14 protein-coding genes and 5 pseudogenes are annotated in these 22,616 nt (G+C 67.6%); 10 read left to right on the top strand and 9 right to left on the bottom strand.

Annotated features, from left to right (window positions below):
- Nucleotides 1-267 precede the first annotated feature (267 nt).
- A pseudogene (locus OHA98_RS20090) lies at nucleotides 268-468 on the bottom strand (RHS repeat-associated core domain-containing protein); the annotation flags it as partial.
- Between the two features lie 83 nt (nucleotides 469-551).
- On the opposite strand from OHA98_RS20090, the pseudogene OHA98_RS20085 reads away from it, so the two are divergent.
- A pseudogene (locus tag OHA98_RS20085) lies at nucleotides 552-1,546 on the top strand (IS3 family transposase); the annotation flags it as partial.
- 174 nt (nucleotides 1,547-1,720) lie between these two features.
- Here the strand turns inward: OHA98_RS20085 and OHA98_RS20080 are convergent.
- On the bottom strand, nucleotides 1,721-2,755 hold the full coding sequence (locus OHA98_RS20080) for an IS110 family transposase (RefSeq protein WP_266927964.1): 1,035 nt from the start codon (nucleotides 2,753-2,755) through the stop codon (nucleotides 1,721-1,723).
- Between the two features lie 331 nt (nucleotides 2,756-3,086).
- Between OHA98_RS20080 and OHA98_RS20075 the strand changes: the two genes are divergently transcribed.
- Together OHA98_RS20075 and OHA98_RS20070 are read left to right on the top strand one after the other, a co-directional pair.
- Nucleotides 3,087-4,157 carry an IS110 family transposase gene (locus tag OHA98_RS20075; protein WP_266927604.1) on the top strand — a complete coding sequence of 357 codons (1,071 nt, stop codon included), beginning with the start codon at nucleotides 3,087-3,089 and terminating at the stop codon, nucleotides 4,155-4,157.
- A gap of 16 nt (nucleotides 4,158-4,173) precedes the next feature.
- Nucleotides 4,174-4,383: pseudogene (locus OHA98_RS20070) on the top strand (integrase core domain-containing protein); the annotation flags it as partial.
- A 248-nt stretch (nucleotides 4,384-4,631) separates the two neighbouring features.
- On the opposite strand, the gene OHA98_RS20065 reads toward OHA98_RS20070, so the two are convergent.
- The 3 genes and pseudogenes from OHA98_RS20065 to OHA98_RS20055 all read right to left on the bottom strand — a co-directional run.
- Nucleotides 4,632-8,975, bottom strand: a complete 4,344-nt coding sequence (locus OHA98_RS20065) for a trypsin-like peptidase domain-containing protein (protein WP_266927603.1) — start codon at nucleotides 8,973-8,975, stop codon at nucleotides 4,632-4,634.
- Complete coding sequence (locus OHA98_RS20060; protein ID WP_266927602.1) at nucleotides 8,972-9,322, bottom strand: CU044_2847 family protein; 351 nt, start codon at nucleotides 9,320-9,322, stop codon at nucleotides 8,972-8,974. The genes OHA98_RS20065 and OHA98_RS20060 overlap by 4 nt, the downstream gene beginning before the upstream one ends.
- 160 nt (nucleotides 9,323-9,482) lie before the next feature.
- Nucleotides 9,483-9,664: pseudogene (locus OHA98_RS20055) on the bottom strand (XRE family transcriptional regulator); the annotation flags it as partial.
- Between the two features lie 46 nt (nucleotides 9,665-9,710).
- Between OHA98_RS20055 and OHA98_RS20050 the strand changes: the two are divergent.
- Nucleotides 9,711-9,899, top strand: a complete 189-nt coding sequence (locus OHA98_RS20050) for a hypothetical protein (protein WP_266927601.1) — start codon at nucleotides 9,711-9,713, stop codon at nucleotides 9,897-9,899.
- An 87-nt stretch (nucleotides 9,900-9,986) separates the two neighbouring features.
- Here the strand turns inward: OHA98_RS20050 and OHA98_RS20045 are convergent, their stop codons facing one another.
- Nucleotides 9,987-11,813 carry a hypothetical protein gene (locus tag OHA98_RS20045; RefSeq protein ID WP_266927600.1) on the bottom strand — a complete coding sequence of 609 codons (1,827 nt, stop codon included), beginning with the start codon at nucleotides 11,811-11,813 and terminating at the stop codon, nucleotides 9,987-9,989.
- A 79-nt stretch (nucleotides 11,814-11,892) separates the two neighbouring features.
- Nucleotides 11,893-13,029 (bottom strand): GIY-YIG nuclease family protein, encoded by a 1,137-nt coding sequence (locus OHA98_RS20040; RefSeq protein ID WP_266927599.1) that lies wholly within the window; start codon nucleotides 13,027-13,029, stop codon nucleotides 11,893-11,895.
- 502 nt (nucleotides 13,030-13,531) lie between these two features.
- Between OHA98_RS20040 and OHA98_RS20035 the strand changes: the two genes are divergently transcribed.
- The 4 genes from OHA98_RS20035 (at nucleotide 13,532) to OHA98_RS20020 (ending at nucleotide 18,246) form a co-directional block, all read left to right on the top strand.
- The gene (locus tag OHA98_RS20035; protein ID WP_266927598.1) at nucleotides 13,532-14,242 is read left to right on the top strand and encodes a hypothetical protein; all 711 of its coding nucleotides are present in this window, start codon (nucleotides 13,532-13,534) and stop codon (nucleotides 14,240-14,242) included.
- A gap of 90 nt (nucleotides 14,243-14,332) precedes the next feature.
- A complete protein-coding gene (locus OHA98_RS20030; RefSeq protein WP_266927597.1) occupies nucleotides 14,333-14,806 on the top strand; it encodes a hypothetical protein in 474 nt (157 codons plus the stop codon).
- Between the two features lie 167 nt (nucleotides 14,807-14,973).
- The gene (locus OHA98_RS20025; protein WP_266927596.1) at nucleotides 14,974-17,634 is read left to right on the top strand and encodes a DEAD/DEAH box helicase; all 2,661 of its coding nucleotides are present in this window, start codon (nucleotides 14,974-14,976) and stop codon (nucleotides 17,632-17,634) included.
- 168 nt (nucleotides 17,635-17,802) lie between these two features.
- The gene (locus tag OHA98_RS20020) at nucleotides 17,803-18,246 is read left to right on the top strand and encodes a transposase (protein ID WP_266927595.1); all 444 of its coding nucleotides are present in this window, start codon (nucleotides 17,803-17,805) and stop codon (nucleotides 18,244-18,246) included.
- Between the two features lie 13 nt (nucleotides 18,247-18,259).
- Here OHA98_RS20020 and OHA98_RS20015 read toward each other — a convergent pair whose 3' ends face one another.
- A complete protein-coding gene (locus OHA98_RS20015; protein ID WP_266927594.1) occupies nucleotides 18,260-18,766 on the bottom strand; it encodes a GNAT family N-acetyltransferase in 507 nt (168 codons plus the stop codon).
- A 575-nt stretch (nucleotides 18,767-19,341) separates the two neighbouring features.
- Here OHA98_RS20015 and OHA98_RS20010 point away from each other — a divergent pair.
- A complete protein-coding gene (locus OHA98_RS20010) occupies nucleotides 19,342-21,621 on the top strand; it encodes an NACHT domain-containing NTPase (protein ID WP_266927593.1) in 2,280 nt (759 codons plus the stop codon).
- Nucleotides 21,622-21,692: 71 nt separating this feature from the next.
- Here OHA98_RS20010 and OHA98_RS20005 read toward each other — a convergent pair.
- Nucleotides 21,693-22,195, bottom strand: a pseudogene (locus OHA98_RS20005) (IS5 family transposase); the annotation flags it as partial.
- Nucleotides 22,196-22,275: 80 nt separating this feature from the next.
- On the opposite strand from OHA98_RS20005, the gene OHA98_RS20000 reads away from it, so the two are divergent.
- Nucleotides 22,276-22,503, top strand: a complete 228-nt coding sequence (locus OHA98_RS20000; protein WP_323179594.1) for a hypothetical protein — start codon at nucleotides 22,276-22,278, stop codon at nucleotides 22,501-22,503.
- The last annotated feature ends 113 nt before the right edge of the window (nucleotides 22,504-22,616 follow it).

Genomic DNA, 22,616 nt, shown 5'->3' with positions numbered 1-22,616 from the left:
TCTTATCTGCGTATACCCAGGAGCTGCCACCATGGGGGGGACGTAGGGAAGATTCACCGGCACAGGTCCGATAGTCGGACCAAAACCTGGCAGCCCATTTTGTCCCGTATAACTGACCCCCCCGTTGCCGCCCCCGTTGCCGCCGCCACCGCCGCCACCGGCAGTACCACCTGTGCTCGGTGCCGGGTTGGTGTTGATCGGGAAGGCCGGGTCTGGCTTGCCGCTGTTGTTGCCCGGTTGGCAGTGGCCGTTGCCCGGGTCGAGGCAGGTGCCGGTGGGGTCCGAGTTGGTGGCAGGGCTCTGGCCGGCGTAGCTGTATCCGTTGAGTGTCTGGTGTTTTCCGAGTTCGAGGATGGGGTCGACGCTGATGAACTGGCCGATTCCCGGGTCGTATTCACGGGCGCCGATGTGGGTGAGGCCGGTGGTGGCGTCAGCGGGCTTGCCGAGGAATTCTTTGTCGTCGGGCCAGGTGGTGGGATTGGTGAGGTGACCCCTGTGGTGTGGACACACCTGACAATGGATCTTGCTGATCCTGGAAGGTGTAGATCTACGTGGCACGGCCCTCGAAGTACAGTGCGGAGTTCCGGTCCGACGCGATCGCGTTGTGGAGGGCTTCGGCCGGCAGGCGGACGTTCAAGGACGTCGCGGCTGATCTGAACGTCAACCCCGAAACGCTGCGGACCTGGGTGCGTGATGCCGACGGTCGTGCAGTCGCCGCAGGCGCGTCGCAGGACACCGAGGCCGAGTTGGCCCGGCTGCGCGCGGAGAACGCGCGGCTGGCCAAGGCGGAGAAGGAATGGCAGCTGGAACGCGAGATCCTGCGTCGGGCAGCGGCCTATTTCGCCCGGGAGATGAAGTGAAGACCGCCGCTTGGGACTTCGTCTCCACCCACGCCGGAATGTTCGGCATCAAGCGGATATGCCGGGTACTGGAGGTCTCCCGCTCGGGCTACTACCGGTGGATCACCGGCGCCGAGGCGCGGGCGGGGCGGCAGTTCGAGGAGGACGCCCTGGTCGAGGAGATCCGCGAAATCCATGCCGAACACCGCGGGAACTACGGCGCGCTTCGAGTCCATGCCGAACTGCGCGGCTTCGGCCACACGGTCAACCACAAGCGCGTGGCCAGGCTGATGCGCAAGTACGGCATCGTCGGCCGTCACCTGCGGAAGAAGAAGCGCACCACGATCCCGGACCGCCTCGCGCCGCCGGTGGCGGACCTGGTCCAGCGGGACTTCACCGCCGGTACGCTGGACGAGAAGTGGTGCGGCGACATCACATACGTGCAGGTCGGAGCCGCGTGGCTCTACCTCGCTTGCGTCATCGATATCCGGTCGCGCCGAGTGCTCGGCTGGTCGATGGCCCCGCACATGCGGGCCGAGCTCGTCATCGACGCGCTCCAGGCCGCGGTCGCGACCCGCGGCGGCGACGTGGCCGGAGTGATCTTCCACGCGGACCGCGGATCGCAATACACCTCGGCCGCGTTCGCCCAGGTCTGCGACCTGCACGGCATCCGCAGAAGCATGGGCAGGGTCGGCTCCAGCTACGACTGTCAGTCTCTTCGTACCGGATCCCGCGAGGATCGGGTAGTCCCGGCCGTGACGGTCTGACTCTTGCTTACGACCGACCCCACGGGTGTCCTGGCGTTGATCTGTCGACCGTCCGGCCGGGCATGCAACAAGCGCTGCCGCCGGACGGACGTGACCTCATAGCGCCTCTGTGTGTCAAGCGGCCTGAGCGAGGTGGGTCCGTTGGTCGCGTTTCATGATCCGGTAGACCACATTGGACAGACGCCGTTTCAGGGCCCTTCGAGCCTCTGCCGGCGTCTTGCCCTCCGCGATCTTGCGCAGGTAGTAGTCCTGTCCGCGCCCGCCGTCACGGATCTGGCAGACGGCGATCGTGTGCAGGACCGAGTTCAGTGCACGGTTGCCGCCGGTGTTGAGCCGGTGCCGGACGTTGTTGCCGCTGGAGGCGTCCAGAGGCGCGCTTCCGGTGTAGCTGGCGAAGTGGTGCTCGGTGGGGAAGCGGCTGACGTCCCCGATGTGGCCGATGACCTTCGCGGCCAGCACGGTGCCCAGGCCCGGCAGGACGGTCAGCGTGGTGCGGGTGGCCGCGACAGCCTCGCGCATCTCGGCCTCGTTGTCCTTGACCTGCCGGTCCAGACGGCGGAGGTCGGCCAGCAGGTCACGCGCTATGTCCCGGCGGCAGTTGTCGGTGGCCGTAACTGGCCGGATGCCCTTCATCAGAGCGGCGGCCTTGTCGGCCGACAACCCCGTGGGGGCACCGCCCGGCAGCAGATCACGCAGAACGGCATGCATTCGGTTGAGGACGCGGGTGCGCTCGTGGACCAGGTCGTCGCGCCGTTCGGTCAGCAGCCGCAGGATCGTGGTCTGGTCTTCCTGCACCACGGCCCGCAGGTCGTTCCGGAACAGGGCGGCCTGGGCGACGTGGAGGGCGTCCTTGGCGTCGGTCTTGCGGTCTCCGCCGGTGGCCAGAAGCCGGGCCCTGGCCGACAGAGTGGAAGGCACGTCGACCACGTTCTCGCCCGCGGCGGCCAGCTGCTGGGCGAGCGAACGGCCCAGGCCGCCGGCACCTTCGACGGCGAAACGGCGTTCAGGCCACTGCTCGCACCAGCGCATGAGCTGGCGGAACGTGCCCGCGTTGACGACGAACCGGCGCTGGGCCACCTGATGACCTGAAGAGTCAACGGCAACGGCGGTGTGGGACGACTTGTGGGGATCGATACCGATCAGGATCACAGGCTGGCCTCGCACTCGATGAGACAGGAAGGGCAGTGCGGTGGGCACCCTGACTTGAAGTCACTGCGTCACCTTCATGCCTCTGTCGAGCCACACCGCGCGGGTGTCGGCCGGCGGCGGCACGCTATCAGTGAGCCAGCCCGAGGGCGGCAAGGAGCACTGCGGGCCCGTGCCGACCGACACCCTGGACGCTACGGCTGCAGACCGCGCGTCTGGGCGCAATTGAACAAGTCAGGAGCCTGGAGCCAACTCGTCAAAGCGTCCCCGTGACAGTCCTGTCCCTCCGGCCGGCGACAGCGTGCACCCCACGCTACCGACCGAAGGGAACGCGGTGGACAACAACGAGCAGCACAGGTCCGGGCACGTCGTGATCGGCGTCGACACACACAAGCATGTGCACGTCGCTGCAGTGATGGACACGATCGGCGGGATCCTGGCGACCTTGACGATCCCCACCGACACCGGCGGATTTCAGCAACTCCTGGACTGGGCAGGCTCATACGGCAGGATTCTGGCCTTCGGAATCGAGGGTACCGGCTCCTACGGCGCCACCCTGGCCTCGTTCCTTCGACGGGCCGGGCACAAGGTGGTCGAGGCCGGCCGCCCGGACCGGCGGCTGCGACGGATGAACGGCAAGTCCGACACCCTGGACGCCGAGAACGCCGCCCGAGCCGTCCTGGCAGGGTTCGCGACGGCCACGCCCAAGAGCGCCGACGGTGAAGCCGAGATGATCCGGCAGCTCAAGATCGCCCATGACCAGGCCGTCGAACAGCGCTCAGCGGCGATGGTCACCATGAAAGCGATGCTTGTCCACGCTCCTGATCTCTTGCGCAACGAGACCGCGGGCAAAACTCAAATCGCTCTGGCCCGGCGCCTGGCGGGCCTGCGTCCTCGACAGCTGGAGGGCCCCGAGGACGCACTGCGTCACGCCCTTCGAACACTGGCCAAACGGTGGCAGTACCTCGACGCCGAGGCCAGGGAACTGACGAAAATGATCGCTGAGCTGGTCCACCGTGCCGCCCCGCAACTACTCGAACCATTCGGCATCGGTGTGGACACCGCCGCGGAGATCCTCGTCGTGGCCGGCGACAACCCCGAACGCATCAAGTCCGAAGCCGCCCTCGCCAAGCTTGCGGGCATCGCTCCTGTGCCCACCGGCTCCGGCATGACCAGCGGCAGGCACCGCATCAACCACGGCGGCCACCGCCAGCTCAACGCCGCGATCTACCGCACCGTCATCGTCCGCATGCGATTCCACCAACCGACGATCGACTACGTTACCCGCCGCACCGCCGAGGGCAAGACGAAACGCGAGATCATCCGCTGCCTCAAACGCTACGTCATCCGCGAGGTCTACCACCTGATCCGACCCGCACCACGGACCGTCCCCACAGCGAGTTGACAACTATAGGAGCGTCAACGCCCTGGCCGAGAGCTTCTGGCAGGGACTGAAGCGAGAAACGATGCACAGGAGAGTGTTCGTGACGATGTCTCAGGCAAGGCTCGAGATATTCCGGTGGCTCACCTACTACAACGCCCGACGCCGACACAGCGCGCTCTCCTACCTCTCCCCGATGGAGTTCGAACAGCACCACCACAAGACAGCTAAACTCTCACTCGCAGCATGAACCCCTGTGTCCACACTCCGGGGGTCACCTCAGCACGTAGCAATCACACCCAGGGGTGACCGCGGTGGACGCAGGCACAGAGATACTGCTCAACTGATCAGGCAACGGGCTTCCTTGGTCGTGCTGGGTGTCGTAACCGCGTCACTACCAAGGAGCCCGTTCTTTCATGCCCGCGGTCATACCCGTACCTCCGTCCAGATGATCACCGGCCGCGCACCTCGAACAAGATCCGGTTTGCCACAACGCACTCAGGCACAGACCTTCTGGTACGGCGCGTTCGGCACGTTCTGCGCCCACTCCGCCCGGGTCAGGTTCTTCGCCCGGTGCACCCGCCGGCAGATGTCCCCGGCGAGCTTGTCCGGATCGAGGGTCAGTGTGTACGAGCGGACTTTCTCCCCGGCCAGGTGAAGGTTCCCCTTGTCGTCGAACACCACGTCGAGCAACCGGTCCCCGACACCGGGCAGGACGCCGCCCACCGGTTGCCGGGAGGGCACGTCCCAGATCTGGATCCGGTTCTCCCCCACCACGCCGACGAGCGAACGGCCGTCGGGGGAGAACCGCAGGTTCGAAACTCGGCGATCACCGCCGCCCTCCGGGGCGGGCAGTCGTCCCACCCGCTGCGTCCCGTCCGCGTTCCACAGCGCGACCCCCTCTGGTTCACCGACAGCCAGTGTCTTTCCATCAGGACTGAACTCCACATCGCTGAGTTCGACCGTGCCGAGCGCCCCACGGACTTTCTTTCCGCCCGACAGGTCAGCCCGGTCGCCCGACGTGGTCACGAGGACCATGTCGTCCCCGGCCCCGCCCAGGGCGATCCCGTAGCCGCCGACTCCATCCAGTGTGCGGGTTTTCCTGCCTTTCCTGACATCGACGATGTCGACGGACCATGCGTCCTGGTTGACAGCCACCAAACGGCTCACCGCAAGCGTTCGCCCATCGGAGCTGAAGGCCATTGAGGTGACGTAGCCGCGCTCCGGCTCTTCCAGCAGCACGGAATGACGCACTTTTCCCGTGCGTACGTCCTGCAGAACCATATGGAAGGGTTTTCCCTCCTGAGACCCTGCATTATCGGGGTATGCCACAGTGGTCCCGTCCGGGCTGAACACGGCCGGAAGGTCTTCGTCTCCGAGATGCCTGCCCAGACTTGGATAGGAGGAAGTGAGCGTAGCGGGTACGTCGGACGCCATTTCCGGCAGCGCGCGGCTCGTTCGCGTCCCGTCGGGAATCTCCCACGACTGCACCCGTGAGCCCTTGCCCGTGACCACGATCTGCAGACTCCCGGTCTCTGCGTCATAGCGGCCGATTTCGGCAAACTCCGCCTGCCGAGGAAGCTTCAAGGTGTCCAGATCCAGTGTGTGTACCGAGTTGCCGTCCAGGTAAACCAACTCGTGCGCCTCGGAGTTGATAGCCAGCCCCCACCCGACGTTTGCCCCGCCCCCGGCGTCCATTCCACCCTCCTTCTCGCTCCACATCGCCGTCTCCTGTGTCAGTAGGGGGGTTTCCAGGTGCTCGCTGCTGGAGACGACGATGGCGCCTTTCACCTTCCTGGCCACGAGCGTTCCGTCCGGGCTCATGTGTGTGGTCACGCTTGCGGCGTCCTCATCAACGTATCCGTACGACAGGAGCTTTCGGGCGGCCGTGTCCCACGCGTACAGACGTCCGCCTGTGCTAGTCAACAGCCTGGTGCCGTCGGCGCTTGACCACACTGCGGATGTATCGTCGCATTTCGCCTCGGGGTTCGCGTCCTGCAGTTTCGTCGAGCCATCACTCTCGGTGTCGTACAGGACCGGGTAGCCACCCTCGGGGCAGGACGCCAAGTATCGTCCGTCGTCGGAGAGGGCCGGATGCGGATCAGGCACCTGAAGCAGAGTGCGACCCGTTTGCGTGTCAATGACGGAGGAGGGCCCGGTGTCGGCCTTGGTGGTGAGTACCCGCCCACCACCGGACGCCAGAGCTCGGGCGTAATCTTCGGTATCCGGCACCTTCCCGACGGGCTCATCGGTACCGATATCCGACACCACACCGCCGGACAGTGCGAACTTGCCGTCAGGCGCCACGATGTCGAACGTCTTGCCGTCCTTGTCCAGAGCGGCCGGCTTACCGGTACGAATGTCGAAACGGGTTGTTTTTGTGGCCAGCGCTGCTGCGTGTACCTCCGTCGTCAGGTATCGGCCGTCGGCGGACAGAGCGCGAGACATTTCGGCCTCAAAAGCGCCTGGACTCTTCGTCGGGTCGTGGAAGACGGCGATCTCCCGCTGCACGGCAGACTGGGACAGCGCCCCTCTGGCCTCAACTGCGGGCGCTGTCCGCCACGCGGCGATGCTGAGCAGCGCGGCGGTCTCCGGATCGGTCGCGCGCATACCGTTGGCCACCGCCGCCACCGTCCGCGCGGTGGCCAGCGCCTGCTGTTCCGCGTTCGTCCGCCGGAACTGCCAGGCCACCGCGCCCGCCGTCAGCGCCGTCACCAACAGCACCGCGATTCCGCTCCGTAGCCTGCGGCGCTGCCGGTGCCTACGAGAGTCTTCCGCACGTGTGGCCTGCTGGCGTTGTTGGCTGGTGGCGAGGTAGGTGGTGATCTCTGGTGAGAGTGGACGATGGCGGCGGACCCAATCCGTGCCTTCCGCGAGGGCTGTTCCATCCAGCAAGTCGCCGGGCATGCCGGTCTCCGCGTGGCGCCTCTGCTGTTCGTCGATGCGGTGAAGCCAGACCTGGAAGTTGTGGTCCTGTGCCACCCAGTCCCGTAGGGCGCCCCAGTCGCGGATGAGAGCGTCGTGAATGAGTTCCGCGGTCGATTCCCCCATGGCGGCACCCGGCTGTTTCACCGTGCGGGTGGTGATGATGCGGTAGCCGATAAGGGCGTCCAGCACGCTCTTGAAGACACCTGACGCCTCTCCCGCTGCCGTGGAGCCGGTTGTGGAAGCGCGCAGGCGGGAGAGAGGAATCTGTTGGCGTGTGGCCGGGATGGCGTGGGCTTGGTCGGCGGGCCGGACCAGGGAGGTGAGGATATGTTTGGCGGTCGATTCGTGTTCGGCGGGCAGCCGGCGGATGGCGGAGTCGCACCAGGTGGCCAGGCTGCCGGTGACGCCTCCAATCTGCTCGTAAGCCCGGTGGGTGAGCCGCCCGTTCTCACGACGCTCCCACAGCTGGCTCAGTGCCAGCTCCAGGGGCGGAAGTAGGGTAACGGGTGCACGGTTGCCGGGGTCGGTGGCACGGATATCGGTGGTGATCCGTGCCGTCAGTCCGTCCTCGATTCCCAGGCCGACTGCCTGGGCGGGCAGGGTGATGATGGCTTCGAGTTCACGGTCGTTGAGGGTGGCAGGAACGTTGAGGGTGGCGGGTGCTGCGGCTTCCAGCAGTCCCGGGGCCAGGGCCGCGAGTTGTGGATAGAAGTCATCGCGCATGATCAGGATCACGCTCGCAGCGGCCGGTGAATCGATCAACGCCAGCAGTTCGGCCACGGCAGCCGCACGACGGTCGGGTGTTCCGTGTTCCGTGGGGGCCAGCTGCGTGAGGAGTTCCTCGAACTGGTCGATCACCAGGAGCAGGCGGTCCTGGCCGGGTTCGTTGTCCAGGCGGCGTTGTACCGCGGGCAGGAGGCCGTCGGATGTGGCGCCGGGCAGTCCCGCCTGTTCCAGTTCGGTGAACAGGTCCTGGCCGGGGCGGGTGACCAGAGACAGCCAGCGGTCGCTGCCCGGCAGGTCACCGTCGGTGAGGGCGGGCAGGACACCGGCCTGGATGAGGGATGACTTGCCGGCGCCGGAGGGGCCCAGCAGTAACAGCATCCGCCGTTGCCCGCCGAGTGCGTCCAGCACGCTTTCCACGGCGGTTTCCCGGCCGTGGAACCACTGCGTGTGTTCCGCGGTGAACGGTTCCAGCCCCCGGTAGGGGCATACCTGGTGCTCGGCCAGGTCCGGCCGGACCTTACGCAGGACCTCGGCGGGGGTGCAGTAGGCGATCCCCAGACCCCTGAGGTGGGCATCGGGGGAGGCGATCGATGTGACCATGCCGATCACCAGCCCGCTCACCCCGTCCACGACCGGGCCGCCGCTGAAACCGGTCGTCAGCTCGTTGGCCCCGGACAACTGCAACAGCACACCTGTACCCGTGCTGTCGGGCAACAGGTCACCGACCGTGCCCCATCCGAAGTGGCCACCGGGCGGTGCCTGGGTGGGAAACCCGAACGAGGACACCCCGTGCCCCTGACACCCCGCCCCTGACCCCAACGGCAACGCCCGTACGCCTGGTGGAACACTGTCCAGCTCTACGAATGCGATGTCTTCGGCCTTCGGCTCCCGCCACTGCTCCGCCAGCACCGCTCCCCACACCCGCGGCGCACCCGGCAGGTGCGGGAAAGCGAGCTCCACCTGGCTGCCCGGCTCCCGCCCGGCTGCGCGCACCACATGCGCACAGGTGACGACGACACCCTCGCCGACCAGAAACCCGGCCCCGGCCACCCCACCGTCCAGCGCCAGGACCTGAACCACCGAACCCGGCACGGAACCACGTCCCGCACCGGAGGCCGCCCGATCGGGGTCGGCCCCCACGAGTCCGTTGATGCCGTGGCCCGTAGGCAGACCGTCCCTGATACTCATGCTCCGGCGTCCCCCGCGGCGGGGACGGGCTCATCGTTCTTCCAGAGCAACCGGACCTTCAGATGAACGGCCACGTCGCTCTTGATGATGACGGCACCGGCCTGAGACGAGAGATCGACCCCGAACTCCACCTCGACCTCGTCCGGCCCGGCCTCCTTCAACTGCTCCAGCACCGCCCGCGCCGTTTCCCGGACCGGCACCAGAGCGGACTGCAGCGTCTGAGGCAGCTCACGAATCGTATCCCCGACCCGCCCCGCCTTCACCGGCCCGCCCAGCTCCAGCTCCGGCCCGGCCTCGAACAGAATCGCCCCGCCGCCCTCCAGCGGCACCCGCGTCAAGCCCTGCATCAACTACCCCTCCAACAGAACAGAACATCCCACCAAGCACCCAAAATGACAGCCCATCACATCGTCACCGCGAGAGAGGCCGAACGGAGAAACTCACCCCCCTGCCCCAGCCGCACACATCCGCCCCCGTCGCCGCACGCCCCTCCCCAGGAGCTACAGCGTCGATGTCAGTGCACTCCACCTCAGGGCCCCGGGCGCGGCGGCCGCGGTCGGTGAAGTACTGGCCTGGAGCCCCTCGGCGACGACGGCCTGGAGCTCCGCGTCGGTGGCGCCGGCGGCCTGGGCGTCGAAGAGGCGGGCGGCGTACACGGGTGGGAGGTGCTGGGTGATCAGTCGAACCCGGCCGCCAGCTCGGGGCGCGGCCGGCGGATCTGGTCGCGGAGGCCAGGTGATCCACTGTCCCGGCCGGCACCCGGACGCGAACCGGCGCCGTCACCTCGTCTGTCGGGGCCTGGCCCGCTGCCTGTACCGCCAGCCCGGCCACCGCACCGGCCGCATCGACTACTCCACCCGCACCGAGCAGGAGATCGAGCACACCGCTCTCCTCGTCGGACGCTACGTCGACGGCGCCCAGTAGGGCCCGCCTCGCCGCCCCGCACGCCGCAGGTGGTGGCCGTTCCGCCGTCGTCGCTAGACCATGCGCATCCGGATAGGCGCCCGTGGATCAGCCCCACAGCTTGCGGGTGAACTCCTGCGCCCACTCCACCCGTTCGTGGTGCGGGCCGTGGGGTGTACAGGGGGTTGCGGGCGGGGCCTGGCACTTCGGGCACCTGACTTCCCGCGCGTGCCAGGTCCGGGCCGCCGTACCGCCGGTCTGTTGTTCTGCTCGCTTCTCCCGGCGCGGCTGTGGAGGCAGGTGTCGGGTGTCGCTGTGGTGCAGGACTCTGCGCAGGCGTTCGTCGTGCGGGATCTGCCGCGTCGGGCCGGGTCCGACGCGGTCGTCGTTGCCGCACGGCTTCCCGGGCCCGGCGTAGCACCGCGGGCAGGTCTCGCTGTACCAGTCCCCGCGTGCCACCTGGTGGTGCAGCCGGGGCTCGCCCTTCTTCTGCTGCGTGCGTCCGTCCCGGTTGGTTTTCGGCGGCCGTACCGGGTCGTGCTTCTTCTGCGCTGGAAGCGCACGTTCAGGTGCTGCCGCTTCTCGCTCGCGTTGCACGCGGGCCTTCCATGCCTCGATCTGGTTGGTCTCGCTGCGCGTGAGTTGATCACCAGCCGTGGGGGCCAGGTCGGTGAGCATCGTGACCCGGCGCCGCTTTTCCGTCTCCGGCATGGAACGGCCGTGACTGCGCAGGGTGCGCAAGGTCGTCCGTACCCGCTGAACCGCCTCCGTCTTCTGCCGGGCCTTCCTCCGGCGGGCCTCTTCCTTGGCCTCGGCTGCGGCGTGCAGCTTCCGGGCTGCTTCTTCCTGCTTCCTGAGCATCCCGGCGAGGAAACCGGCGGCCGCGCCGACCGTCTGGTTCTCGGTGTCGGTGCGGTCGTGGGCGGCGATCGCATTGACCCGGGTCAGAAGACTGCGGGCCTCCTGGACGTTCTCCTCGGCCACGGCTTCGCTGAGCCGGGAGAACATCTCCTGGCGGGCCACGGCCTGCTCCTGGAGCCAGACCTTGGCGTCCTGAAGGACGGTGTCGATCTGTGCGCGCGTCTCCTGGTCCACCCCGTCCAGGGTGGCCAGGGTGTGGCTCACCCTGGCCACCACGACCACGGCCCCCACGGCGCGGGCCTCCTCGATGCGACGGAAGAGGACCTGGACCCGGGTCCGCACGTCCGGCGCCTTCCTGTCCTTTCCTAAGGCCCGGCGGACCGGCGGAGGTGTGCTGCGGGAACGGACGATCCGCTCGACCGCCGGGGTCGACAGGCCCCGCTCCGTCATCGCGCACTCGTCCAACGAGAACCACTCGGTGGGCCGGGCGAAGGCCTCGGTGCCGATCCGGACCCGGCGTGCGGTGCCCTCGCTGTCGAGACGGATGCGGTGGACGTACCAGCGGCGGATCAGCGTGTCCTGGTCCACCGGTACTGATACCCCGAGCACCGGTTCGTGGCCTTCCGCGTCCCAGACGGGCGTCACCGCCTGGTCCAGGTGCACACGCAGCCCGCGGTGCTGGAACCGGATGTCGACGACCGAGCCGATCTCCGCGCCGTCCGGCCGGGCGAAGCCGAAGTCGGCCCGGTCGTCGCGGGCACGGAGCCAGGCGGCGGCCGCGGACTTCACATACAAGTGGTCCGCGCTGTTCACTCCCCGGGCATGGCGGCCGCAGAGGTGGGGCAGCCCGTCCGGGCCCGGGTGGTGTGCGAAGTGGCAGACACGGTCGGTGTACAGCTTCGTCGTCAGCCGGCCACCACAGCCACCGAGGAGCAGCCCGCACCAGAACGTGTCGTGCTCGTGCCGGCGGCGGAAGGCGTCCAGCTCGATCGCCTCCAGCGGCAGCATCAACGGCTCCTCCGAGTCGTCACCGCCCAGGACCGCCGTCTGAATCTGCCGCCTGTCACCCCGCACGAACCCCCACCTTTCGACCCAACTCATCCTGCCATCCGTGTTGTTGGCTCCGAAGGTCAATCACAGATTCGTGTTGAGGTCAGGGGTTCTTGGCAGGCGGCTGCCGGGGGATGCCTGGAGGAAGGTCGGCGATCGACGGCGGAGGAGGCATCTGGCCGGTGCTGGGCCTGGCGCTCACCGACTTGGCTGCTGGAGCCGCTGGAAGCTGCGTACTGCCGACGAGAGGCGGCCGTGCTGTCTTACGCAGCTTCGCCTCGTCCTTGGCCCGCTGTTCGTCCGTGTGGCCTTTGAGCTGCTCGTCGTACCCAGCCAGGCACATCGCGAATGAGAAGAGGGCGAGAGCCCAGGCGCTCGTCACGGCGGGCTGGGTGAAGTAGGTGCGGGCGAAGGTCTCGATGTCCTCCAGCGGGAGCCGGGCGAGGACCAAGTCCCGGATTACCTTGTCGAACCCGAAGAGGTCCCACAGTATGAATGCCAGCCCGGCGAGAAGGGGGAGTTTCCGCACGGGCCAGATGTCCCGCGTGATCACTCGCAGTATGAGGAACGCGGTGACCGGCATCGCGACGACCGCCAGCACAGCGAAGCCGACGAGGCTGGGCCAGCCGCCGAGGGCAGCCAACCCCCTTTTCCCTGCGGCAGTGCGCAACGCGTGCTGAGCGGCGAGGGGCCCGAACAGGAACGCCATCAGACGGTTCAGATCACCGTCGACGCGCTTCCTCCTGACCGGCACCCTCTCTTGGTCGTCGTCCTTCACCGGCTCAGGTTCTGGGCGGACGACGGCCCGTACGACGTCCGGGACGACGCTCAGTACGCCCTCCCGGACGATGCCGGCCAGTCGTTCCGGCGTAATCTGCTCACCGCGCCCGGTGCGTGCGCCAGAACCCCTGGGTGCGGTGCGCGCGGTCGGCCGGCCAGCGCGCGGGGTGATCCCGGCGTGCTGGTGAACGGCGGCGGGAATCGCGCCGACCGGTTGCACGTCGCCGAAGTCGAACCACTCGCCCTCAACACGCTGGTCGGCAAACGCCTGGTGCAGTTGGGCCTCCAGTTCACGGCCACCGGGCGTGTACCAGAGCACATCGAGACGGTCGGGGTTGCCGGTCTGTAATTCTTTCAGCCGCTTCTCAGGACAGACGCTGGTGCCGATCTTGACGCGGCTCGATCCGGCAGAGCCGATCACGTACACATAGGAATCGCCGCCCGGCGTGGAAGTGGTCACGGCCGCGACTGTAGGGGAGACCGCTGACATCCCGTGGGCTCTTACGGGACTGCCCGGATGCCACTTCCGTTGGGCCGAAGCGCGAAAGCTGTCACCAGGATCGGTACTGACCTGGAGTTTCACTTGGCCGAGGCAAGGAAGTGGTCACCGAGTCAGCGCGCCGCCTCGTCACCCCGTCCACAACAGCACGCCTGTTTTTTGAGGCCCGGCTGACACTGAGGACTCAGCTATCCGCCGTCGCGAGGAGCAGCGCTCGGAGTCGCGGGCAGCCCGCGCGCCAACGCCTTGCGGGCGGCAAGGCCGTCTCTCACTTCCAGGACAGTGAAACCGCGTCCCGGAACCGCTGCTGACCAGTGACAACCAGGGAATGACGACTGTCTCTCACCACCACTGTCCCGAAACCGAGAGATCGTAACCAGGACCACGGCCACGGGAGGGGCTGACAGCAACGGTGTTGGCGAACTCCACACTCGGGCCGTGGGCGAATGGCGATACTCGGAGTATGGGGCAGCCGGGTGGTCGCAGACTGACGGACGACGAGAAGACCGAGGTCCTCCGCCTCCTCGCGGCCGGGCACCATACCGTCGAGGTGCTCCGGCGCAGTGGCGTCCATGGGTGGCTGTACTACGACGAACGCCGCCAGGACCTGGCGTTCGAGGCCGCGGTCATGGACGCGGCACGCCGTGGCGGGCTGACGGGCACACAGGGCCAGGGGTCGCCGGTGGTACCGATCGGCACCGCAACCAACACGGGCGGGAACGACCGTGAGGCGAAGCAGGCCGTCCTGGACGTACTCGGAGACGGTGGCCCACTGGTGCAGGCGTACGAGCGGGCCCGGATCACCTACCGGACGCTCCGCCGGATACGGCTGGAGGACCCCGCGTTCGACGCCGCGGTGAAAGCCGCGATGGAGACGGCGACCCGGGAGCGTGAACCGTCTCGCTGCACCGTGCCTGAATGCGGCCGGGCCCACATGTCGCGCGGGTACTGCGGCTCGCACTACATGCGGTATCTGCAGGCGCGGAAGCGCGACCAGGAGGCGACTGCTGAGCAGATCCACGCCGAAGTGGTCGGCGACGGCAGCCCTGTCGTGAAGCACTCGCGTCCTGTGTGCAGCAAGGACGGCTGTGACCAGCCGCACCACGCTCGCGGACACTGCAAGACCCACTATGCGGGGCAGCTCAGCAGGAAGAAAGGGGTGCGGGGCGGGTGAAACCCCACCCAGATAGGCGGTTAACATCTTGACCGGTCAAAGTGTTGACCGCTATGGTGGTGGTATCGCAGCAACGGGAGGACCCCACTCATGCAGCTCCTGCACACGATCGAAGCCGCCGCCTCCGGCGAGCAGCCCGAATGGTTCACCGTCATCACCGGCGACGCCCCGGAGGAGCATGAGGGCACCACCGGCGACTACGGCCGGACCGTGCTCCGCAACTGGATCAGTGACGAGGACCTCTCCGGCGACGAACTCACCGACGAGTACGGAAACCCCAAGCTCCGCGTCACCGTCGCCTTCGCCGACGCACCCGACGGCTACGGCGAACCGTTCACCACAGTGCACTGCACCGAGCTGGAGGACCCGGCCGTCGAACTCGACGCCGTGGACGCCGCACGCGACCGCATGCGATGGCTGGCCGCCCAGACCAGCGCTGCCGAAGACCAGCTCGCCGAAGCCCTGCGCACCGCCCGGTCCCGGGGGCACGGCGCCAACGAGCTCGCCCGCCGCGCCGCCCCGGCCGTGTCACGCCCCATCGCCCTGCGCATGATGAGGAACTGACCCCACCCGTGTTGCCGGCCGCCGGCTCCTTACGGTGTCCGAGCGCACAGGCCCCACCGTGGAGCAGGCCCTCCCCCAGCTCGCGCAGCACGGCGCGGTCGGCTCAGCGGGCGTCCTCGCCGTTCCGCCGTTCGCGCCGCACAACTTCTAGAAAGGGACGTCAAGGAATGGCCGCTATTCAGCTTCGGGAACACCAGGTGGATGCGAACGCGCGCATCCGCAAGTGGGTGGGGTTCCCTGCAAGAACGGCCGTCTCGGAGAGCGGTGCCCGCGCCACGGTCGTGTCGGCCACCGGGTCCGGCAAGACCATCACCGCCGCGTGGGCCGCCCTGGACAACTTCCGGGACGGCCGGATCCTCGTCATGATCCCCACCCTGGACCTCCTCGTGCAGACCGCCCTCGTCTGGCGCAGGGTCGGCCACAACGGGCCGATGGTCGCGGTGTGTTCGCTGGAGAAGGACGACGTCCTGGAGGCGCTCGGGGTGAACACGACCACGAACCCGATCCAGTTGGCGTTGTGGGCCGGGCGCGGGCCGGTGGTGGTGTTCGCCACGTACGCCTCCCTCGTGGACCGGGAGGATGTCGATGCCCCGGTGGGTCAGGAGAGGGTGCGGGGGCCGCTGGAGGCCGCTCTCGCGGGTGGTGAGCGGCTGTACGGGCAGTCCATGAGCGGCTTCGACCTTGCCATCATCGACGAAGCGCACTCCACAGCCGGTGACCTTGGCCGTCCGTGGGCAGCGATCCACGACAACGCCCGCATCCCGGCTGACTTCCGCCTGTACCTCACCGCCACCCCGCGGATCCTGGCCTCGCCGCGGCCGCAGAAGGGCAAGGACGGTAAGGAACTGGAGATCGCGAGCATGAGCAGCGATCCGGTTGGCCCTTACGGCGAGTGGATTTTCGAGCTGGGGCTCTCGGAGAGCGTCGAACGGGGCGTACTCGCGGGCTTTGAGATCGACGTGATCGAGATCCGCGACCCCGAACCAGTCCTCGGCCTGTCCGAGGAAGCGCTGCGCGGCCGGCGCCTCGCCCTTTTGCAGACCGCGCTCCTGGAGCACGCGGCCGCCCACAATCTGCGCACCGTGCTGACGTTCCACCAGCGGGTCGAGGAGGCCCGAGTCTTCGCGGAGAAGCTGCCCGAGACCGCCGCCGAGCTCTACGCGACCGAGGCGTCCGACCGGTTCCTCAAGGACGCCGCCAAGCTGCCGACGTCCTCGATCAAGGCGGAGCTCTACGACCTGGAACCGTACCGGCATGTCCCGCCGGACCGGGTCTGGGCGAACTGGCTGTGCGGCGACCACCTCGTGAGCGAGCGGCGCGAAGTCCTCCGCCAGTTCGCCAACGGGATCGATGCGGAGGACCGCCGCGTGCACCGGGCATTCCTCGCCTCCGTACGCATCCTCGGGGAAGGCGTCGACATCGTCGGCGAACGCGGCGTCGAAGCCGTCTGCTTCGCGGACACCCGCGGGTCGCAGGTCGAGATCGTCCAGAACATCGGACGTGCGCTGCGCCCGAACCCGGACGGGACGACGAAGGTCGCCAGGATCATCGTCCCAGTGTTCCTGCAGCCTGGTGAGGACCCCACCGACATGGTCGCCTCCGCCTCATTTGCACCCCTTGTAGCCCTCCTTCAGGGCCTCCGCTCTCATGATGAGCGCCTGGTCGAGCAACTCGCCTCCCGTGCCCTGACACGGAGCAGCCGGGAACGGCCGGTGCACATTCAGCGGGACGAGGACGGGCGGATCATCCCGGCCGAGGGCGAGGGTGAGGCCGTCGCCCTGGAGGACGGCACGGAGGCCGTGGTCGAGTCGGCGCTGCTGCACTTCTCGACGCCGCGTGACCCGGCGACGATCGCGGCGTTTCTCCGGACCCGGGTGTTCCGGCCGGAGTCACTGGTGTGGCTCGACGGATACCAGGCACTGCGACGGTGGAGGGAAGAGCACGAGATTGCGGGGCTGTACGCGGTGCCGTACGACACCGAGACCGAAGTCGGCGTCACCCGGTTCCCCCTCGGCCGGTGGGTCCACCAGCAGCGGCGTGCGCTGCGCGCCGGTGAGCTCGACGACCACCGCAAGGAACTCCTCGACCAGGAGAGCATGGTCTGGGAGCCCGGCGACGAGGCGTGGGAAGCGAAGCTCGCCGCGCTGCGGTCTTTCCACCGGGCCCACGGGCATCTGGCGCCGCGGCAGGACGCCGTGTGGGGCGAGGCGGACGACGAACTGGTAGCGATCGGGCAGCTCATGGCCAACCTGCGGAGGAAGGACGGCCTGGGCAAAGACCCGGAACGGGCCGGGACACGCGCCATGCAGCTGGCCGCCATCGATGAAGACTGGAACTGTTTGTGGCCACTCGACTGGCAACGGCACCACCGGGTCCTCGCTGATCTTGCCGACACCGAGGCCAGCGGAAACCTCCCCGACATCCAGCCCGGTGTCCTCTTCGAAGGCGACGACCTGGGGAAATGGCTGGCGCAGCAGCGGAAGGCGCACACCTGGGCGCAGCTGAGCGATGAGCAGCAGGAACGCCTCGGCAGGCTCGGCGTGACACCGGACGAGCCGGAACCCGCCCCGGTGACAACACGCGTGGCGAAGGGGGCGGGCGGTTTGTCGGCGCCGTTCCGGCGGGGAGTCGCGGCCCTTGCGCAGTACCTCCAGCGCGAAGGACACGAACGGCCCGTCCCGAGGAAACACGAAGAACCCGTCGAGGTCGACGGCCAGAAGCACGTCGTGAAACTCGGCGTATTCATCAGCAACACCAAAACCCGACGCCACCAGCTCACCCCCGAACAACGCCAGGCCCTCGCCGAGCTCGGGATGGAATGGGCGTGACACCAGCTGCGGCCGGTCGTTGAACCGGACGAACGGCACTGCACAGAGAGACCCCGGGCATCATCCCCCGGGGTCTCGTGCTGTCGGCACCGTGTCCGGCAGAGGGCATGACGCATGGTCATAAGCGGTCGGGAAAACGACGTAACCCGGCATTCCTGATCACGGGCAATGGCGGGTCGAAGTCCGTGGTTACAGTCAGACCAACCGGTCGGACCTCGGCCGCCTTCGGCCCGCGCCGTCGCCCGCTGGATCCTCACCCACCCCGACGCCCTGGCCGAGGGCGACCGGCTCCAGCTCAAGGCCGTCCTGGCCAACTGCCCTGAGGTGGCAGCACTCGCTGAGCATGTCCGCTCCTTCGCCCACATGCTCACCCACCTGCAAGGCGACCAGCTGCCGACATGGATCGAAGCGGCCACCAGCACCGAGCTGCCCAGTCTCCGCCGGTTCGCTCAGCACCTCGAACGCGACCTCGACGCCGTCACCGCCGGCCTCACACAACCGTGGAACTCGGGTGTCGTTGAGGGCCATGTCAACCGGATCAAGATGCTCAAGCGTCAGATTTTCGGCCGCGCAGGATTCGCCCTGTTGAGGAAGAGAGTCCTGCTCTCGTGACTCATGCGGAGGATCAACGAGAGGGCAGACTGGCTGGGCGATCCAGGGCATACACCGTGACTGGGCTGCCCTGCAGCTGGTCCTCGCGACGCGGCGAGAACCCCAGACGCTCGGCCACCTTCACCGATGCCTCGTTGCCCGGCCGCATGAGAGCCGTGAAGTAGTCGTTTTCAAGCGTGGCAAAACCCCAGTCCAGGCACGATTGAGCGGCCTCGGTCGCATACCCGTGCCCCCAGTGATCCGCTCGGAGGGTCCAACCCAGTTCCACTTCATCGAACTGTTCCCAGTACTGCAGACCGCTTCGACCGACGAATGCGCCGCTCGACTTGAGCTCAATGGCGCACAGACCATGACCTCGTTCATCCCACTGCCGCTCGATCCCAGTGAGCCGTTCCAGCGCCTGTTGACGCGAGAAGGCTCCGACGAAGCGGTTGACCAGCGGGTCAGCATGAAGCTCGACGAAAACGTCGAGGTCAGACACACGAAGAGGTCGCAGGAGCAACCGCTCAGTCTCGATCATGTGTCCGAGCATAGATCTCAGCGTCAACCGAACCGACGCAGTCTCAGCCACATCACCGAGCGTGAACGCACCACAAGAAGTGGACCAGAGCCAGTTCTCACCTACGCAGCCAGGTCAGCCGACGTCGAACGGGTCTTCCGCTGACCCGGGCCAGCGGTACCGCGTCCCAGGGCCTACACGCACTCCAGTTTGATGTCGTGGGCCTGGACGCCGTGGCATCGCACTGGAGTGCGTTGTAGATCCTGGGCTGCTCCCCTGCGGGCTACGTGGCGGTGGGAAGGGCTCCGTGAAGCGGTCCAGCCGCGTGCAGGGTGCCCGCACGAGATGGGCACGGTTCTGGACGCAGCGGGCAGTGCGCTCCAGCGCTGCGGGTAGGCGTCCATCGCGGGGCCATAGCGCGGTAGCGTCGGCAGGTTGAGTAGCTGCGGCCAGGGGCGTGGGTGGCGTTCACGAAGCGAGCCGAACGGGTCACGATGTGCCCAGCGAGGCGGCATGATCGGGGGATGCTCGTATTAGGGGAGCGCCGTGATCGGCGTAAGTGGCAGGCTGTGCGCGCTGTTTGTGCGGTGATGGTCGTGGCGAGTGTGGCTTTCGCCGTATGGGCCATCATCGCCGACGAAAAGCACGAGCCTCCCGATACTGCGACCCTCCTCGGTGTTCCGATCGGTGTGATCGGTCTGGTGATCGCTGTCGTGGCGCTGCGTAAGTCGGCCGAGGACAATGGTGTTGAGCTCGCGCGTAGCCGTGCCGGAAAGCTCGCCCGGCAGGTCCGGGAGAGCGAGAGCCGGGTACGGTCGCAGTTGCTCGGTGCCGACACCCGGCGCATCAATCTCACCTATGTTCTGCATTCCGCGACCGCACGGGTCGCGACAGCTCCGCCGGCCGGGCGTACATTCGATGACGGGCCCGCTACCCTGCCCGATGTCCTGGAGTACTACCGCTCCACCCAGCCCCGGCGTCTGGTCGTCACCGGTGCTCCCGGGGCAGGCAAGACTGTCCTGGCCCTGGAACTCATGCTCGCCCTCATCAAACACCGCGGCGAGGGCGATCCCGTCCCAGTCCGGATCCCGCTGGCCCAGTGGGACACTACCCAGCCCCTGACCACCCTGCTGGTGCAGCGTCTGGTCGAGGCCTATAAATGGCCCACCGGGATGGCTGCCGGACTGGTCGCTCACGGGATGGTGCTGCCGGTCCTGGACGGGCTGGACGAGATGGACCCCCTGCGTACGGACGGCACCCCCGACCCCGAGGCGCCCCGCGCCCGCGCGGCTCTGGAGGCGCTCAATGCCTACCAGGACGGTCTGGAGGCAGGGCCTCTCGTCCTGACTTGCCGCACCGGGCACTACGACGCATTCGCCCCCGTGTCCCGGCTGATCGACGCCGCCCGCATCGCCATCGCCCCCATCGACACCCGTCATGCTGTCGCCTACCTCCGTGACCGGGCCCGTGACGCACCCCGCTGGCAGCCCCTGATCGACCACCTCGACACCCAGCCCGCCGGCCCACTCGCCACCACCCTGTCCACGCCCTGGCGGCTGTGTCTGACCGCCACCGTCTACCACCGCGACGGCAACCCCTCAGAACTCCTCCACCACCCCGACGGGCACGACCTCGACCAGCACCTCCTGGCCCGCTACCTCCCCTCCGCTGTTGCCAACACCCCCAACCCCCACCACTACCAGCCCGACGACGTCCACCGCTGGCTCCACCACCTCACCGGCCACCTCACCGGCACCACTACAAACGCCCCGGCCACCGACATCACCCTCCACCACCTCTGGACCCTCGCCGGCACCACCCGCGTCCGTATCGCCGACCTCCTCCTCACCACCCTCACCCTCGCTCCCGCCTGCTACCTCGCCACCGTCTTCGCCTCCGACTCTGCCTACGCCTTTTCCTTCGCCCTCGCCGAGACCGGCTTTGTTTGGTTTTTCGCTAGCCCGGTTCTTGGGAACTACAAATTTCCGGTCATCCTCTTCGTCGCGTTCACTGCGTTCACCGGCATCATCGCATTCCGCCCGACACTCCGGCCCAACCGATTCCGCATTACCCGGGGAACACTCCAGGGCGGGTTCACAGCCAGGTTCTGGGCCGGATTCAAGACCTGGTTCACCGTCGGCTTCACGATTGCCATCACGGACGTCATCACGAACAGCATCGGCATCCCAGACAGCATCGGCATCGCGGACGCCATCACGGACGCCATCACGGACGCGGCCGTAATGGCGCTAAGCATCGAGACCGGTCTTATCGGCGGATTCATGGGCGGGCTGGCAGGTGGGTTCGCAGACGGATTCAAGGCCTGGTTCAGGGGCTGGTTCACGGTTGGGCTTGTGGTCAACCTCGGGCTCGGGGTCTGGCTCGGGGTCTGGTTCGGGCTCTGGCTCGCGCTCGCGCTCGCGCTTGTCGGCGGGCTCGCGGGTGGATTCATGCGCGGGCTCAAAGGGGAGCCAACCACCGTGGCCAACCCTCGGGAAATTATCCGCGACGACATGGTCTACGGACTTCTGGTCGGGCCCCTGGCCGGACTCACGGCCGGACTCCTAGTCGGGCTCACGGCCGGACTCCTGATCGGACGCACGGCCGGACTCCCAGCCGGACTCACGGCCGGACTCCTAGCCGGATTCACGGCCGCGTGCATGGTTGGACTTGTGGTCGGGCTCGCGAGCGGGTTCGCTGGCGCGGCGCGGAGGTACGGGGTGTTCCTGCTGTGCTCACGCGGCAAGCTGCCCTTCCGCCTCGGCATCTTCCTCGACTGGACCGTCACCGCCGGTCTCCTTCGCTACAGCGGGCCCGGCTACCAGTTCCGCCACCGCGAACTTCAACAATGGCTTGCCGACCACCCCCACCCCTGAACTCCGGCACCAGGTTTGATGTTCCGCCCCGGGCGGCTTCGTTCCCTGCTAGGGCCTGTTCTGAGTCGGGATCATGGGGTCGCCGGGAGGCTGCGGAGCCAGATGATTGCGCCGCGTAGGTGCAGTCCGGCTTCGTAGCTTTCGGGTGTCGTGTCGTAACGGGTAGCCAGCCCCCGCCACTCCTGAACCTGTTGATGGCGCGCTCCACGGTGTTGCAGTCTTTGTAGAGCGTGGCGTCGTGGCCGACCGGGCAGCCTCCGGCCGATCCCTTTTTCTGGCGGTTGGCCGCCTGGTCGGCCTTCTCCGGGATCACCGCCTTGATCTTCCGTTTGCGCAGGTGAGCGCGGTTGGCTCGGGAGGAGTACGCCTTGTCCCCGGCGACAGCGTCGGGCCGAGAGCGGGGCCGGCCGACCGGACCACGCACCCTGATCTTGCGCAGGACCGGAATGAACTGCGGGCTGTCCGGGGGTGAGGTGATCGACAGCGGTCGGCAGCGACGCTCGACCGCAAGATGGATCTTGGACGTCAGCCCGCCCCGGGAACGCCCCAGCTTCGCGGCCTTCAGTCGGGCCTTGCCGCCGACAGGCACTCCCCGCCCCGCACGAACCGCTTACGGACCGAGTGCCCACAGCCTTCGGGCGTTTCCCCTTGCTCGTGGACACTCTGATCATTGAGCGGCAGACCCGTTCGATGCGCGCGCTCACTGCCAAGGCGTTCCCCGCTCCGGAGACGGTGCTGGACGATGCGCCGTCCCCGATCGAGGCGGTCCGCGCCCAGCGCCGTCGTCAGGCTGCGGCCACCGAGGCCGCTGCCCTACGACGTGCACGAGCCGAGCGGAACGGGACGGCTCACAGCGTGCCGCAGCTGGGGCGGACCACGTGACGCAGAGCCATCAGGACTCGGGGACGTCACTGCTGGTTCGCCGGTTCAGCAAGCGGATCAGCAACTCAGCCCGGATCAGCCCGGCGATGAAGCCGACGGTGCCGATGAGCATG

Origin of the sequence: Streptomyces sp. NBC_00654 (genome assembly GCF_026341775.1) — a bacterium.
Taxonomy (GTDB): domain Bacteria; phylum Actinomycetota; class Actinomycetes; order Streptomycetales; family Streptomycetaceae; genus Streptomyces.
The sequence above is the reverse complement of the archived record's forward strand: the minus strand, read 5'-3'. Positions and strand labels throughout refer to the sequence as shown.

Excerpts from the sequence above, each read along its gene's own strand:
- OHA98_RS20065 (WP_266927603.1), bottom strand. The coding sequence starts at position 8,975 with ATGAGTATCAGGGACGGTCTGCCTACGGGCCACGGCATCAACGGACTC.
- OHA98_RS20060 (WP_266927602.1), bottom strand. The coding sequence starts at position 9,322 with ATGCAGGGCTTGACGCGGGTGCCGCTGGAGGGCGGCGGGGCGATTCTG.
- OHA98_RS20035 (WP_266927598.1), top strand. The coding sequence starts at position 13,532 with ATGGGGCAGCCGGGTGGTCGCAGACTGACGGACGACGAGAAGACCGAG.
- OHA98_RS20030 (WP_266927597.1), top strand. The coding sequence starts at position 14,333 with ATGCAGCTCCTGCACACGATCGAAGCCGCCGCCTCCGGCGAGCAGCCC.
- OHA98_RS20025 (WP_266927596.1), top strand. The coding sequence starts at position 14,974 with ATGGCCGCTATTCAGCTTCGGGAACACCAGGTGGATGCGAACGCGCGC.
- OHA98_RS20020 (WP_266927595.1), top strand. The coding sequence starts at position 17,803 with ATGGCGGGTCGAAGTCCGTGGTTACAGTCAGACCAACCGGTCGGACCT.
- OHA98_RS20015 (WP_266927594.1), bottom strand. The coding sequence starts at position 18,766 with ATGATCGAGACTGAGCGGTTGCTCCTGCGACCTCTTCGTGTGTCTGAC.